Source organism: Bacteroidota bacterium, from assembly GCA_016711505.1.
GTDB lineage: Bacteria > Bacteroidota > Bacteroidia > AKYH767-A > 2013-40CM-41-45 > JADKIH01.
In genome coordinates, this window is the sequence record JADJSV010000002.1 from 135423 (window position 1) to 151502 (window position 16080).

Sequence of the window (16080 nt, forward strand, 5' to 3'; positions counted from 1 at the left end):
TAAAATAAATCAGGAGTCATGAAAGCCAGAATCTTATTTGTGATCATGTTTGCAATGCTTAGCACTGCAGCCTTCTCACAAGATGTGCTTGATGCGGTTTACGTAAAAGAAACTGCAATCACGCGTCAGGTGATCCCTTATCCGTTTTTACGTGAGGCCGATGTTATGTGGTCAAAGCGTATCTGGAGAGTGATCGATCTGCAGGAAAAGATCAATCTTCCTTTGAAATATCCTTCAAGTAAACAGACAAAGGATCGTAAGAACCTAATGGATGTTGTGATGGACGCTATTTCAGAAGGCTCATTGACTCCATACAGTTTTGAAGACGATGAATTCACAAAACCATTGACTGTAAAAGAAATTGAAGGTCGTGGTGGTTCCCGTTCAGATACTGTAAAGATGCAACGACCGGATCCTCCTTACGATGAATACGACACTATCATTGCACGTGAGTTCTCACGTGACAAAGTTATCGGATTCCGCGTAAAAGAAGATTGGTTCTTTGATAAGCAACGTTCAGTGATCGATGTCCGCATTATCGGACTGGCTCCATTGATCTACGCTGTGGATGAAACGGGTGCAGTACGTGAAGGGAATATCAAGATCCCATTGTTCTGGGTCTATTATCCGGAAGCACGTCGTCTGTTTGCTAACAGCGAAGTCTTCAACAGAGAGAATGATGCCGAACGTCGTACATTCGATGATATCTTCCAGAAGCGTTTATTCGGAAGCTACGTCTACAAAGAATCTAATGTATACGATCGTCGTATTGAAGATTACAAACAAGGCTTAAGTGCTCTCCTTGAATCTGAAAAGATAAAATTAGAGATCACCAACTTTGAACATGATATGTGGGAGTTTTAAACTTCCTCTAATGAGAATACAAAAGCTCTGCTTCGGCAGGGCTTTTTTTATATGCGGAAGTTTTAAATAGGTCAAAGGTCAGAGGTCAAAGGTCACACTGGCTTTCTTATTTGCAAAAGTTGTGTTTCAATTTTTAGTTTTAACATTAGTCGTCAACAATCCCGGTAAAAAATCCCGGTAAACTTTCCCGCATCCATTTTTCTTTTTTCTTTTTTCTTTTATTTCATTCATCATACTCCCTACCGGTATTCTGACGTTTTAAAATATCGCCAGCCAATAAATCGTTCATGCTTTTCTAAACCAACATCGCTATGAAACCAACCATTTTATTGCTATCGTTTTGCGCATTGATAAGTATCAATGTGTTTTCACAGGGAATGCCTGATCCATCCGAGAGGGATTCTCCTCCAAATCCCTATTTAAAGTACGCAGTTCTACGCGAATCAGATGCTATGTGGTCAAAACGTGTCTGGAGAGTGATCGATCTGAATGAAAAAATGAATCTTGCATTCAAGTTTCCGCCAAGCAAACAAACTTCTGACAGAAAGAATCTGATCGATGTGATAATGGATGCTATCGAGGAAGATTCACTGATTGCATATGGTTATGAAGATGATGAATTCACAAGAACGATTTCTTTGAAAGAAATACTGAGCAGAGGTGGGGCGAGAATTGATACTGTGATGATGCCGAATCCTGAACCACCATATGATGAATCTCCTGCTGTAGTACAAACAGAATTTTCGCGTGACAAAGTAATTGCATATAGAGTAAAGGAAGACTGGTTCTTCGACAAACAACGTTCTGTGATGGATGTCCGCATTGTTGGAATTGCTCCTTTGATTTATGCAGTCGATGAAACAGGTGCCATCAGAGAAGGAAATATAAAAATCCCGCTCTTCTGGATCTATTATCCTGAAGCCCGAAATCTGTTTTCCAATAGTGAAATTTTCAATACAGGCAATAATGCACAACGATTGTCTTATGAAGATGTATTTCAAAAGCGGTTATTCGGAAGTTATATTTACAAAGAATCAAATGTCTACGACAGAAGAATATCAGATTACTCTCAAGGCGTAAGTGCTTTACTTGAATCAGAACGAGTAAAAGAAGAAATAATAAATTTCGAACATGATATGTGGGAGTTTTAAGTTTCCGCTGATGAGAATGCAAGCTCTGCTACGGCAGGGCTTTTTTTTATAGTAAACTTTAAAAGAATGAAGTAAAATGAAGTGAAATGAAGTAGAATGAAGTGAAATTTTGGTGCGAAGGAATACTTATAAATGGTGTTGACTGTAAAGGCTATTTTAATTTTATTCTATTATTATTCTATTTTTTTTTTTTCGTTCACTTCACTTCACTTCACTTCACTTCACTTCACTTCATTCCACTTCACTTCATTCCACTTCATTCCACTTCATTCCACTTCATTCCACTTCATTCCACTTCATTCTACTTCATTCCACTTCATTCCACTTCATTTAATTTCCTTCCCTTTTCCCTCAAAAACCCACTGTAAGCATCCCCCTCATTTTCAATCAACTTCGTTTTTCAAAAACCGTTTTAAGAGTAGCACCTAAAAAGTGCCTACACCTTTTTCACACACGGAAAAACAATGAAAAAAACGTTTTTAAAGCGATTTTTTGAGGTTTTCATCAAACGAATGATCTTTGTAAGATTGTTTGCATTTATGATGCTCAATCCATTCGCTTCTTTGGCCACCCATATCAGCGGAGCAGATATTACCTATAAATGGGTGAGTGGAAACACTTATCAGCTATCTCTTACTCTGTACAGAGATTGCGCCGGAATCGCTGCCCCAAATACTGCTGCAGTGACTTACTCATCTGTAAGTTGTGCGCGGAATTTGTCAGTAAATCTGACCCGTGTACCCGGAACCGGGCAGGAAATTTCCCATACCTGTAGTACAGCCGTTACAACATGTCGTGGGGGAACTCTTTCAGGAATTCAGAAATATGAATATACAGGAAACGTTACTTTACCGGCCAATTGTACAGACTGGGTTTTTGGTTATGCTATCTGTTGCAGAAATTGTGCGATCACAACTTTATCATACACACCAAATAATTGTAGCGGTGTTCCCGGAACTTATGTTGAAGCTACACTCAACAATTTAGTAGTACCTAATAATTCAGCTCCAACATTTACAAATATTCCTGTTGCGTTTTTCTGTGTTGGTCAGACGTTTCATTACAACCATGGTGCGTACGATGTCGATGGTGATTCATTGGTTTATTCATTTGTAACTCCACGCTCAGCTGCGAATACCTATGTAACTTTCAAGCCTGGTTATTCTGCATCCAACCCATTGACATCTTCACCGGCAATTACATTAGATAATTCCGGAGATATTGCAATTACGCCTACAGCTCTTGAAGTTGGAGTAATGACAATTCTGGTAAAAGAATATCGTAATGGTGTTTTGATTGGATCTGTACTGAGAGATATGGAAGTTTACACTCAGTCATGTAGTAATGTTTTACCAACGGCATCCGGTGTAAATGGAACTACCAATTATGATATCATTGCTTGTCCGGGAAAACCACTGAGTTTTAATATTACAACCGGCGATGGAAATACATCTCAGAACGTAACAATGACTTGTATAAGTCCAATACCCGGATCTGCCTTTACAAGCACAACAGGTCAGCATCCTGTAGGAACTTATACATGGACGCCCACAGTTGCACAAGCCCGGTCACAACCTTATTCATTTATTATTACTGTTCAGGATGATAATTGTCCTTTTACAGGATTTCAAACATATTCTTTTACCATCAGAGTTCCTCCACTTGCTGCAACATTACAGACAGTGAACGCTACATGTGCAGTTCCCGGAAATGGATCTGCTACATTAAATGTTACAGGGTCTTCTCCGTACCAGTATTTATGGACACCTGGCGGAAATACAACAGCTTCAATTTCCGGATTGGGTTCCGGCAATTATTCTGCAGTAGTGACCGACCGATATGGATGTACTACAACTGCCTCAGGAAATTTACTGGCACCGCCGCCCATTATAGCTTCGCCTGTCGTTACAAATGTAAATTGCTTTGGCAGAAATAATGGTTCTATCTCTGTCACCAGAAGTGGAGGAGTGGCTCCTTATAGTTATGCATGGACACCTTCTTTGGGAAACACCGCTACTATAAATAACCTTTCACCTGGAAATTATCAGTGTGTCATTACAGATGCAAATGGTTGCACGATCTCAACCTCTTCAACCATTACCCAGCCACCGATATTAAATTCTGTGATCAGCTCTTCAACAAACTTATTATGTAATTCAATTAATACAGGAAGTGCTACAGTTAATCAGACCGGTGGAACAGGACCATTTATTTATAACTGGATTCCCGGAAATTTAACTTCTCAGACGATCAGTAATGTTTCAGCCGGAACATATCAGGCTACTGTTACGGATTCAAAAGGATGTTCGTCGTCGGTTTCAATCACACTTACACAACCAACACCTGTGAATGTAAACGTTTCATCAATTGCAACATCATGTGGAAATAACAATGGAACATCAACAGCATTGGCTTCCGGTGGTACAGGACCGTATACATATTTGTGGTCACCGGGAAATCAGACAACTGCTACTGCTACTAATTTATCAGTCGGAAATTATTCTGTTTTAGTTACAGATGCTTTCGGATGTACAAGAACAAATACTGTAGCTGTAACAGCAAATCCATTACCTGTTGCAACAATTTCTTCTACAACAAATGTTTCTTGTTTTGGCGGAAGTAATGGATCATCAGTGGTGAATGCAGCAAATGGATTATCGCCTTATACATATCAATGGCTGGGAACTTCTGATGTTGATAATAATCTGAGCAATGTAAGTGCAGGAAACTATTCTGTTGTCATTACCGATGCAAGAGGATGTACTGCGATTGCAAATACTATAATTTCTCAACCTGCGCTTCTGGTAGTCAATAATTCATCAACTTCTTCAACATGTGGAAACGCTAATGGTACGATTGATCTGAGCGTAAGTGGTGGAGTAAGCCCTTACAATTATAACTGGCAAACTTTCGGCGGCGTGAATTCTTCGCATTTAGGAAGTCTTCCGGCAGCAACATATAATGCAACTATAACAGATGGAAATGGATGTACACAAAGTGTTTCTGTTCCTGTTTCAAATATTCCCGGACCTGTTGCAGCACTTACTTCAACTCAAAATGTAACATGTTTCGGAAACTCAGATGGAAGTGCTATCGTAACTCAAACAGGAGGTACTGCGCCATTTAATTATTCATGGTCTGTTGCAGGGCCAAATGCTCCTTCGATTTCTAATCTTTCGTCAGGAATATATAGTGTGACAATCACTGATGCAAACAATTGTACAAGTACAATTCCGTTTTCAATTTCTCAACCTACAGCTCTCAATTCATCTGTTACTTCTTCAAATGTAAATTGCTTCAACGGTTCTACCGGAACTGCTTCAGCAATAGTTACAGGTGGTACAGGACCTTATCAATATCTCTGGTCGCAAACCGGTTCAACCAGTTCATCTATTACAAATTTACAAGCAGGAACCTATCAGGCAACTATAACTGATGCAAACGGCTGTACTACCTCATCGTCAACTTCAATATCACAGCCGCCGGCTTTAAGTATGACAACCGGGTCAACTCCTACGACATGCGGAAATAATAATGGTAGTGTTCAGGCTTCAGTTTCAGGAGGAGTTTCTCCTTATAGCTATCGTTGGGTTCCGGGAAATTATTTATCATTTGAATATACTAATATAGGAACAGGAACATACTCAGTTACAATAACAGATGCAAATGGATGTACAGCATCAATGAATGCAACAGTCAATGCAACTCCATTGCCAACTGCATCTATTTCATCAGTGAATAATGTTTCTTGTTTTGGTGGTACCAATGGTGCCGCTACAGCTCTTGCATCAAGCGGAGTTGCTCCTTATTATTACCAGTGGTCACCTTCAGGTGGAACCAGCGCTATAGCAAATAATTTAAGTGCCGGTAATTATTCAGTTCGAATTACAGATGCTAATGGCTGTACTACAACTGTTCCGGTTTCTATCTCTCAGCCCTCGGATCTTGCAGTTGTTCCGTCAATTACAATGGGAACATGTGCCAGCAGTAATGGAAGTGCTTCTGTAAGTGTGAGCGGAGGAACATCTCCTTATAGTTACTCATGGTCAAATGGAGTGAATGGAACAAATACTATCAGCAGTTTGTCTGCAGGTGTTTATAGAGTAGTGGTGAATGACATGAATGGATGTACGATTTCTTCATCTATCAATGTTGAGAATTCCGGGGGAATGAGTGCAACAGTTTCTGCTCTTGCAATGCCGAATTGTTTTGGTGAAGCCAATGCTACTGCAACTGTTGCAGTCAGCGGTGGAACCGGTCCGTTTTCATTTGCATGGTCGCCAGGAGTTTCTACATCATCCACTGCAACAGGATTGACAAATGGTCATTATGATGTTACTGTAACAGATGCAAATAATTGTATTGCTATTACAAATGTTGTCGTCAATCAGCCTCCGCAAATTCTTGTGAGTACTTCAGCTACACAGCCTGCAGTTTGTTATGGATCAAATACAGGACAAGCAGTAGTTACTGTGAATGGTGGAATTCCTCCATACTCATATCAATGGCTTGGACAAAGCGATACAGATGATGTATTACAAAATGTTTCAGCAGGTATCTACAGTGCAATTGTCACAGACGCTCACGGTTGTACTTCGGTAGCTGATGCAATTGTTGCTGAACCTTCGCCGATTCAGATAAACTCTTCTTCAACTTCTACAACATGCGGAAATTCTAATGGATCTGCTGCTGTAATTGTAAATGGAGGAACAGGTCCTTATACTTATTCATGGTCGTCAAGTGTAACTAATCATACAAATACTATTGGTAATGTACCTGCGGGCAATTATCAGGTCATTGTAACAGATGCTAATTCCTGTACTATGACGCAGAATATAAATGTTGCTGATATTTCAGGTCCTGTGGCTTCTGTTAATTCAGTGCAGAATGTAAATTGTTTTGGTGGATCAAACGGTAGTGCAGCTTTATCTTTGACAGGCGGAACAACGCCGTTTTCATATTCGTGGACATGCTCGACAGATAATTCGCCTTCAGTTTCAAATTTATCGGCAGGAAGTTATTCTGTAATTGTAACTGATGGAAATAATTGTACATCGCTTGTGCCATTTACAATTTCACAACCTGCAGAATTACTATCATCTGCAACTTCAACAAATGTAAATTGTTTTAGTGGATCCACCGGATCAGCATCTGTTGTTGCAAATGGCGGAACTATTCCGTATCAATATTTATGGACGCACGATTTGTCTACGAACTCTGTTGCAAATAATTTGTCAGCAGGAAATTATAGTGCTGTCATCACAGATGGAAATGGTTGTACTACATCATCTTCTGTTTCTGTTAATCAACCCGCAGCAATAATTGTTTCCACTACTTCGTCTCCATCTTTTTGCGGAATCAATAATGGTAGTATCGACGCAGGAGTAATAGGAGGTATAGCACCCTATAATTATCAGTGGGCTCCTGGCAACGGGAATACTTCGAGTTATAACAGTTTATCGGCCGGAACTTATACAGTTACAGTAACGGATGCCAATGGTTGTACTTCAACTATGAATTCAACAGTGATTGGTAATCCTTCTCCGGTAGCAACTGTAGCTTCTACTTCGGATGTAACGTGTAATGGTGGAAACAACGGCGAAGCATTGATCAATGTTAGCAGTGGTACAGGTCCATTTAATTATGCATGGACTCCAAATGTAGGAAGCGCAAGTTCACTTACTCAATTAAGTGCGGGAGTATATTCTGTTCGAATCGCTGATGCTAATGGTTGTACTTCCAATGCTTCACTTCTGATTTCAGAGCCGGCACCGGTGACAGTTGTTCCCACAGCGATTGATGGTACGTGCTCAATTTCAAACGGTAGTGCTTCAGTAAATGTGAATGGTGGAGTAGGTCCATATTCTTATAACTGGTCGAATGGAATTAGCGGAGCAAATCAGATTTCAGGTTTGGCTGCAGGAAATTATTCAGTGATAATTTCAGATGCTAACGGATGTTCACAGAGTACATCAATTGTAATACAAAATTCGGGTGCATTGAATTCATCGGTGTCTTCAATTATTTCACCTAATTGTTTTGGCGACTCAAACGCTTCTGCAACAATATCTCTTGTCGGTGGAACTGCGCCATTTAATTATACATGGACACCTAATGTGTCGTCATCTGCAACAGCAGCAGGACTTTCTAATGGTCAATATTCAGTCACGATCACAGATGCAAATCAATGTTCGTCTTCAACCTCGATTGTGATCAACGAGCCATCACAGTTAATTTTAAATGCTGCCTCAACAAATGTAAATTGTTATGGAGATAACACAGGGCAGGCACAGGTTGTTGCAACAGGAGGAGTTACGCCTTATACATATCACTGGATTGGAAGTACGGATACTGATGATATTCTTGAAAATAGTTATGCAGGAAATTATTCAGTCGTTGTGACTGATGCACATGGTTGTACTTCAGTTGTGACAACGACAGTTACAGAGCCAACACAAATTAATGTTTCTCCTACAGCAACTTCTGCTACTTGCGGAAATTTGAATGGTTCAATTGATGTTGTAGTTAACGGCGGAGTTGGACCATATAATTATTCATGGTCAATTCCAAACAGAGGAAATGTTTCTAGTGTTGGAAATATCGGAGCAGGATCTTATCATGTTACGGTTACTGACGCTAATGGCTGCTCACGGACCTCAACTACCGGTGTATCTAATATTGGCGGACCGATTGTTTCTTTGGGTGCTCTACAAAATGTCAGATGTTTTGGAAGCTCAGATGGAAGCGCAGCAGTAACATTGTCCGGAGGAACTCCACCATTCAATTATTCATGGACTTGTTCAACTGTGAATTCTTCTTCGGTTTCTAATATTCCGGCCGGTTCTCATACCGTAGTCATATCCGATGGGAATAACTGTTTCACAGCAATACCTTTTAATATTACTCAGCCTGCAATACTTCTCTCTTCAGCAACTTCAAGCAATGTGAATTGCTATGGAGAAAATAATGGTTCTGCTATTGTTGTTGCAAGTGGCGGAGCTGGAAATTATTCTTATGTGTGGTCGAACGGACAAACAGGTACATCAGCAACTTCTTTGAATAGTGGAAATTATTCCGTTATAGTTACTGATAATAATGGCTGTACATCTTCTTCAGCCGTTGTAATTAATCAACCTTCTCCAATTTCAACAACAGCTTCATCAACTGACATAAGTTGTCATGGTGGTGATGATGGAACATTGTATGTAAATGCAACCGGTGGCATTGCACCATATTCATATTCTTGGTCTAATGGTCAAAGCGATCAGCAGATCACGGATCTGATAGCAGGCGATTATACTTTGACGATAACAGATGGTAACGGATGTGTCAATTCCGGTACTTACACTATCAATCAACCGGGAATTCTCGAATCAGCAGCATCGATTACTGCAGTGTCTTGCTATGGAGGAAATGATGGCCGAATTAATCTGGAAGTAAACGGAGGTGTTCCGCCATATAATTTCCAATGGAATCCTGCGAATATAAATACTCCCGGTATAGCAAATCTTACTGCCGGCAATTATCAAATTACAATTACAGATGTGAATGGTTGTAGTATCAGTTCTGCAATTACTATCGATAGCCCTTCTGAATTAATTGCACAGCCATTCTCTCAAAATTTACTTTGTTATAATGATGGTAGCGGGCGGGCATTGGTAAATGTAACCGGGGGTACGAATCCGGTATCATATCTTTGGTCTAATGGTTCTGTAAATTCTGCTGTTACATCTTTGCAAGCCGGAAATTATTATGTTCAGATTACCGATGCAAATGGTTGTTCACAGACGAAACAGATAGTAATCGCACAACCTGATCTGTTAGTTGCAACAGCTACAACACCGGCATTAATTTGTATTGGACAAAGTGTTTCAGTTACTGCTTCTGCAACAGGTGGAACACCATCTTATAATTATTTCTGGAGTACAAATGCAACAGGCGAAACAATTGATCTCTCTCCTGCATCTACAACATATTATTCAGTGTATGCAGTTGATTCCAATGGATGTCAATCAGGTCTTGTGAATGTACAAGTACCTGTAAGTCCGCCGTTGTTAGCTTCATCGGCATCTTCTGATACAATCTGTGCCGGGGAGTTTGCAACGGTTTTTGTAAATGTTTCAGGAGGAAATGGTGGTCCATATCATTATCAATGGAACAATGGATCGAATGACAATTATTTATATGTCTCACCGGGCACAACTCAAACTTATACTGTTCAGATCACAGATAATTGTGGAACTCCTCCTGTAACGAATCAGGTGTTGGTATATGTAAACCCAAAGCCGAATGCAGCATTTGCACCATTCCCTGTTGAAGGTTGTCCTGATCTGTCTGTGAATTTCACATTGCCACAAGCTTTAGTACCAATTGTATCGCAATCATGGAATTTTGGCGATGGAAGTTCAAGTACACTTGGTGCACAAACCCATATTTATACTGATCCGGGAACATATTCAGTAACCCATGCTGTAGTTTCTGATCAAGGATGTACAGCAGTGCAGATTGCTCCGGCATCAGTTCATGTTTTTGACGAACCCATAGCAGACTTTTTAATATCAACAGAGAATCCAACGATGATAAATCCAAATGTGTCATTCACAGATTTAAGTATTGATCCTGTTTTCTGGAGTTGGAATTTTGGTGATGGAGAAATAAGTATGGATCAGAATCCGAATCACATGTATAGTGATACAGGAACCTATATCGTGCAACTGATCGTTCATAATTCAAAAATGTGTTACGATACAATTTACAAGCCGATCCGCATCAAAGACGAATTCGCAATTTATTTTCCAAATACATTTACACCAAACGATGACGGAGTTAACGAACAGTTCAAACCGCTTGCTGTTGGAGTAGCTGAATTCAAAATGCTGATCTTCGATAGATGGGGACTTGTAATTTATTCAACTTCCGAATTAGAAAAAGGCTGGAATGGAAATATGGCAGGAACAGGAAAAGAGTGTCAGATGGATACGTATGTTTATATGGCTATTGCTACGGGTGAGAATGGGAAGAAGAAAGAGTTTATCGGACATGTGAACCTGGTAAGGTAACCAGGACGATCTCACCAACCCATCAACCTCACCTTAGCCTCCTCCATCAACCACATCGGTGTTGAAGTAGCTCCACAAATCCCAACTGTTTCAAGAGCATTGAACCATGAAGGATCGATCTCCGAAGTTGAACTTACAAAATATGTTCTGGGGTTATATTGCTTGCATGCTTCAAACAACACTTTTCCATTCGATGATTTTAATCCGGATACAAAAACAATTACGTCTGCAGATTGAGCAAAACTCCGGATCTGAATATCTCTGTTTGAAACCTGACGGCAGGTAGTATCATTCAGATCGATTTCAATTCCTTGTTCGAGCAGTTGATTGTAAATGCTATAGAATTTCTCCGTACTTTTTGTTGTCTGACTGTATAATGAAATTTTCTTTGGCATTTTTTCAAAATCCAGTTCTTTTATATCCTGAAAAACGACGACTTCATTGTTCGATTGCCCGATTAAACCTTCAACTTCTGCATGCCCACGTTTGCCATAGATGAAAATTTTCTTGTCTGCATCGGCTGATTGTTTGACTCTGTTTTGTAATTTCAGAACTACCGGGCAACTGGCATCAACCAGAGTTAAATTATTTTCAATTGCAATCTGATAGGTTGAAGGTGGTTCGCCATGAGCCCGTAAGAGGACAGTTTCGTTTTTTACATTTTGCAATTGATCATGCGAGATTGTGATCAAACCTTTTTTACGGAGCCTTTGAATTTCTTCATCGTTATGCACGATGTCTCCCAGGCAGTACAATATACCTTTTTCATTAAGAATTTCCTCTGCAAGCTGGATTGCATATACTACACCGAAACAAAATCCGGAATTGTTGTCAATATGTACTTTGAGGTTTAACATCTTTTTTCAACCGATTCTTGAAATACTCATAAAGACAGATGTTCATCAATAACAGAAGCAATGTATACACGGTGTCTTCCACAGGAATTGTTCCTATTCGGATACCAAGGTTCTCTGAATCATTATAAGTTACAACCGGTAATGCAGTTAGTATACCATTCACAATGAAAAATGGTATCAGACTAACAAAATATGCCCTGTAAAATTTCCCCATGAAATCAAAGTTTTCAATGAGTACATATACCAGCATAAAAACCGTCAATGTTAACTTGATAGCAGTATATAATTTTTCTGTATTGAAAAGAACAACAATCATCAGGATAACAGATAAGGTCCCGGAAATGTTTTTAGAATATTTCAATAAACTATCCTTTTTTATCAAAAAATTCAATGATTCATATATAAAAACGCAGGAATAGGGTATTGTGAAAAAAAATAACCACTCTTCAATCGGCAGATCCCAAAGGTAGTAGCCAATCAGATATTCTCTGTTGAAACCCCAGACATTCCATACCGTCATAAGGTGATCCCAGATTATGAAGAATGCTCCGGTTATAATTAAAGCTGGAAGTAGTGCTCTCATTTTTTTGAAAAAGAAGATGCGCCTCTCAAATGAAAAAAGAAACGGAATTAAAATGGAAAAAAAATTGATCAATAAGTAAGTATATTGTTTCATATCTACTTTGAAGCTAGCATTTTTTTCTCTTTGTCAGTACAAATATTGCTATTTAATAAAAACGAAGAGATGATTTGTTTCAGATTGATGTCTTGTTCTGAGCCAATATTGTTTAAAATAATCTGTTTATCGTCTTTCACATTGTAATTCATTCCCAAAAAGGCGGGAATATTAGATTCTATAAGCAATCTGAGATATCTTAGTTCCAGATCATAAGGAGAGGTTTCAATTGCCTTGGAAATCATACTCAATCCATCTTTGCAATAATTGTATTTTTTTAATGGGTTAGCACTATACTTTGCTTTCAAAGCTAACACCGCTCCCCGATAACCTTGTTCAATATCTTTTGAGGAATTTGATTTTAAAATCCGATTGTGAAAAGACTCTGTTATTGCGGCTGTAGAACACGCTTGAAAAGTATTGCGCATTTCTATCCGACCCATTGCCTGTGAAAGAGATTGCAATGATTGAAATGTCAGAACTAAAATGAATAGTGCAAATTTCATTCAGACTAATTTTAATTTATATCGAAACCATGTTTGTACCAATAGAGCAATTTTATGCAGATTGTTTACTCTGATTCGTTCTTCTTTAATTCTTGCTGCAGGAATGAGTTTTATTTTCTTGAACAAAGTCAGGTAATAAATGTACGCTACCATAACTCCAAGTTTACTGCCTTTCGGAAGTTGTATTACTCCATTCCAAGCTTGCTTAAATTCATTTTCAATATCATTTTCAATTTCTGTTTTTTGCTCATTGGTGAAATTGGTGAAATCAATTCCCGGGAAATAGATTCTTCCTCTATCTGCAAAATCGCTTTTGAAATCGCGTAAGAAATTTATTTTTTGAAATGCTGATCCTAGTTGTCTGGCCGGAGTTGTGAGTTTTCATAAGAATGAATTTCATCCTGACAAAATACTTTCAGGCACATTAGTCCGACAACTTCAGCTGAGCCGTAAATATATTCCTTGTAAGTATTCTCGTTGCAATCGGAAAGCGACAAGTCCATTCTCATGCTTTTCAGAAAGGCGTCAATTAAATTTCTGTCTATATCGAATCTGTTAACAGTGTCCTGAAATGCATTAAGGATAGGATTGGTACTTATTTTTTGATCAAGAGCAAGATATGTGTCGTCGCAAAATCTATTGAAAAGTTTTTCTTTATCATGTTCATGAAATGTGTCTACGATCTCATCAGCAATTCTCACAAATCCATAAATTGCGTAAATAGATTTATGAAATTTTGAATCAAGCATGTGAATTCCCAACGAGAAGGAAGTGCTGTATCTTCTCGTAAGCGACCTGCTGAATTCATAACTTATCTGATCATATAGTTCCATGTTCCTCCAATATTCTTTCTGTTACGAGTTTCGAAGAAATAACTACCATTGGTAACCCTGTTCCTGGTGTAGTTGATGCACCTACATAGTATAGGTTTTTGAATATTTCATCTTTATTGGAAGGTCTGAATCCGCCAACTTGCGAAAGTCCATGTGCCAGACCTAAACCACTTCCGCGATATAAGTTAAATTTTTCTTCCCAGTCAATAGGGTTCAGAATAATTCTTGCAAGAGTATTTGCTTTCAGGTCAATATTAATCCGTGTAGAAAGATCTGAAATTATTGTATCAGCCAAAGCCTCACTGTCCGACCAGTCTGATTTATGTCTCAGATCGGGAACAGGGCAGAGTATGAATAAATTCTCACATCCTTCCGGCGCTGATGCAGGATTACTTTTGCTGCTCACATTAACGTAATAGTACGGTTTTTCAGGACTTGTTGATGCGGTGAAAATATTGTCAGCGTAATCTTTGAAATTACTTCCAAGAAAATAGTTGTGATGGATCAGGTTTTCAGTTTTTCCTTTTATACCAAGATAAATTGTAAATGGCGCTAATGTCCACTTCATATCATCTAGCTTTTTTGCCGTATATTTTTCCCGCTTCAGGATCTTGCCCCGAAATGAAGCTGCATCACTATTGCAGATGTACAGATCTGCAGACCACGATTTATTATTGTTATCCTTGAATGACTGAATTTTATTTTCTGAAATTTCTACACCTGTAATTTCAGTGTTATAGTGAAAGCGTACATTTCTCTTCTTCAGAATCTCAACAATGGTTTCAGTGATCTGATACATGCCGCCTTTCACATTCCAGTAGCCATCGTGCTCGAGTTCGGTATAATTTAACAAACTATATACAGCAGGAGTTTTGAATGGTGTATCGCCAAGAAAAAATGCAACGAGAGAAAAGATCACTTTAGCTTCCTGAGATGTAAATGTTTTGTCAAGTTCATCCCACATCGACCTGAACATTTTCGGACTATGTTTTAACGGAACGCGTGTTAACTGCATTAAATAGTCAAGCTTTGATTTAAAATTACGGCGGATAACAATGTTCTCTGTATCATGAAACATTGTTTTTGCTGATCCAATATACGCCTTAAGTTTATTTGAGAAGTCTGTTTCTAATCCGTCAAATTCTTTCGCTAACTTTTCAATGTCCTTATAAATTAAAAATGGTTTTTGTCTGTGAGAAAAATTTACTGAATAAACAGGATTCAGTTCTTCGATTTCAAAAGGCATTTTTATGCCTATAGAATCAAAGAGTTCTTTGAATTCATAGCTCATGCTGAAAAAAGATGGGCCCATGTCGAATGTAAATCCGTCTTTTTCTAAAGTATTTAATCGTCCACCGGCCTGATGATATTTCTCTACTATGTCTATATCGTAACCTTGATATGACAAGCGGAGAGCAGTAGCCAGACTTCCCAACCCTGAACCGATCAATAATACTTTTTTCCCCATAATTAATTGATAAGAAGTGATAACAAATCAGGTAGATAAAAGTTCAGGAATACTTCTAAAATAAATGATTCAATATTAAAGTTTTGGAAATTAATAACGAGTTAGTCGACCTGTTTTCTAAAGTGCTTTTTATTGAATAAAAGCAATCCGAATTCTTCGCCTTCTTCTTTACCCATTTTTTTATGATGAACCTTATGGGCTTTTCTCATTGCCTGAAAATAAGAGTTGTCGATCTTGTCTAAAAATTTACCACGGCGATGAATAAAAACATCATGTAGTAAAAAGTACGTAAAGCCATAAGCAGTCACTCCAACACCCATCCAGAAACGGTAGTCAAGATTTTCGAATCCAAAGTACATAAGTACCATAGCTATGCTGGCATAGAAAAGGAAAAAGAAGTCGTTCAGTTCAAAAGGTCCTTTATGAGGTTTGTGATGGGATTCATGTAAAACCCACAAAAAACCATGCATAACATATTTATGAGTAGTCCAGGCAACACCTTCCATTGCTAAAAAAGTCCCAATAAAGGCAAGTATGTTAATTATAGTACCGGATTCCATTTTGCGAAATTAATCAATTAATGCATTAATAGTGAATTGTATATAAATCTTTAACAAATGAATTCCTTGTTTGTTTTGTAAAGAAGTTCTGGAAGAAAAGGGAATT

8 protein-coding genes and 1 pseudogene are annotated in these 16080 nt (G+C 38.5%); 3 read left to right on the plus strand and 6 right to left on the minus strand.

Annotated elements, in window-relative coordinates:
* Positions 1 to 18: 18 nt before the first annotated feature.
* From gldN (IPL24_04175) to IPL24_04185, 3 genes are all read left to right on the plus strand, one after another.
* Positions 19 to 864 (plus strand): gliding motility protein GldN, encoded by an 846-nt coding sequence (gldN, locus tag IPL24_04175; GenBank protein MBK8362888.1) that lies wholly within the window; start codon positions 19 to 21, stop codon positions 862 to 864.
* Between the two features lie 311 nt (positions 865 to 1175).
* The gene (gene gldN / locus IPL24_04180) at positions 1176 to 2015 is read left to right on the plus strand and encodes a gliding motility protein GldN (GenBank protein ID MBK8362889.1); all 840 of its coding nucleotides are present in this window, start codon (positions 1176 to 1178) and stop codon (positions 2013 to 2015) included.
* A gap of 512 nt (positions 2016 to 2527) precedes the next feature.
* Complete coding sequence (locus IPL24_04185) at positions 2528 to 11074, plus strand: gliding motility-associated C-terminal domain-containing protein (GenBank protein MBK8362890.1); 8547 nt, start codon at positions 2528 to 2530, stop codon at positions 11072 to 11074.
* A gap of 11 nt (positions 11075 to 11085) precedes the next feature.
* Here IPL24_04185 and IPL24_04190 read toward each other — a convergent pair whose 3' ends face one another.
* The 6 genes and pseudogenes from IPL24_04190 to IPL24_04215 form a co-directional block, all read right to left on the minus strand.
* Positions 11086 to 11931 carry a 4-hydroxy-3-methylbut-2-enyl diphosphate reductase gene (locus tag IPL24_04190; protein ID MBK8362891.1) on the minus strand — a complete coding sequence of 282 codons (846 nt, stop codon included), beginning with the start codon at positions 11929 to 11931 and terminating at the stop codon, positions 11086 to 11088.
* A complete protein-coding gene (locus tag IPL24_04195; protein MBK8362892.1) occupies positions 11906 to 12607 on the minus strand; it encodes a lycopene cyclase domain-containing protein in 702 nt (233 codons plus the stop codon). Before IPL24_04195 ends, IPL24_04190 begins: the two co-directional genes overlap by 26 nt.
* 2 nt (positions 12608 to 12609) lie before the next feature.
* Complete coding sequence (locus tag IPL24_04200; GenBank protein MBK8362893.1) at positions 12610 to 13035, minus strand: hypothetical protein; 426 nt, start codon at positions 13033 to 13035, stop codon at positions 12610 to 12612.
* 78 nt (positions 13036 to 13113) lie between these two features.
* Positions 13114 to 13946, minus strand: a pseudogene (locus IPL24_04205) (phytoene/squalene synthase family protein).
* The gene (crtI, locus tag IPL24_04210; protein MBK8362894.1) at positions 13933 to 15414 is read right to left on the minus strand and encodes a phytoene desaturase; all 1482 of its coding nucleotides are present in this window, start codon (positions 15412 to 15414) and stop codon (positions 13933 to 13935) included. The pseudogene IPL24_04205 and the gene crtI overlap by 14 nt, the downstream one beginning before the upstream one ends.
* A gap of 101 nt (positions 15415 to 15515) precedes the next feature.
* On the minus strand, positions 15516 to 15974 hold the full coding sequence (locus tag IPL24_04215) for a sterol desaturase family protein (protein MBK8362895.1): 459 nt from the start codon (positions 15972 to 15974) through the stop codon (positions 15516 to 15518).
* Positions 15975 to 16080: the final 106 nt, after the last annotated feature.

Coding starts and splice junctions, on each gene's coding strand:
- gldN (MBK8362888.1), top strand. CDS start 19: ATGAAAGCCAGAATCTTATTTGTGATCATGTTTGCAATGCTTAGCACT.
- gldN (MBK8362889.1), top strand. CDS start 1,176: ATGAAACCAACCATTTTATTGCTATCGTTTTGCGCATTGATAAGTATC.
- IPL24_04185 (MBK8362890.1), top strand. CDS start 2,528: ATGATCTTTGTAAGATTGTTTGCATTTATGATGCTCAATCCATTCGCT.
- IPL24_04190 (MBK8362891.1), bottom strand. CDS start 11,931: ATGTTAAACCTCAAAGTACATATTGACAACAATTCCGGATTTTGTTTC.
- IPL24_04195 (MBK8362892.1), bottom strand. CDS start 12,607: ATGAAACAATATACTTACTTATTGATCAATTTTTTTTCCATTTTAATT.
- IPL24_04200 (MBK8362893.1), bottom strand. CDS start 13,035: ATGCGCAATACTTTTCAAGCGTGTTCTACAGCCGCAATAACAGAGTCT.
- crtI (MBK8362894.1), bottom strand. CDS start 15,414: ATGGGGAAAAAAGTATTATTGATCGGTTCAGGGTTGGGAAGTCTGGCT.
- IPL24_04215 (MBK8362895.1), bottom strand. CDS start 15,974: ATGGAATCCGGTACTATAATTAACATACTTGCCTTTATTGGGACTTTT.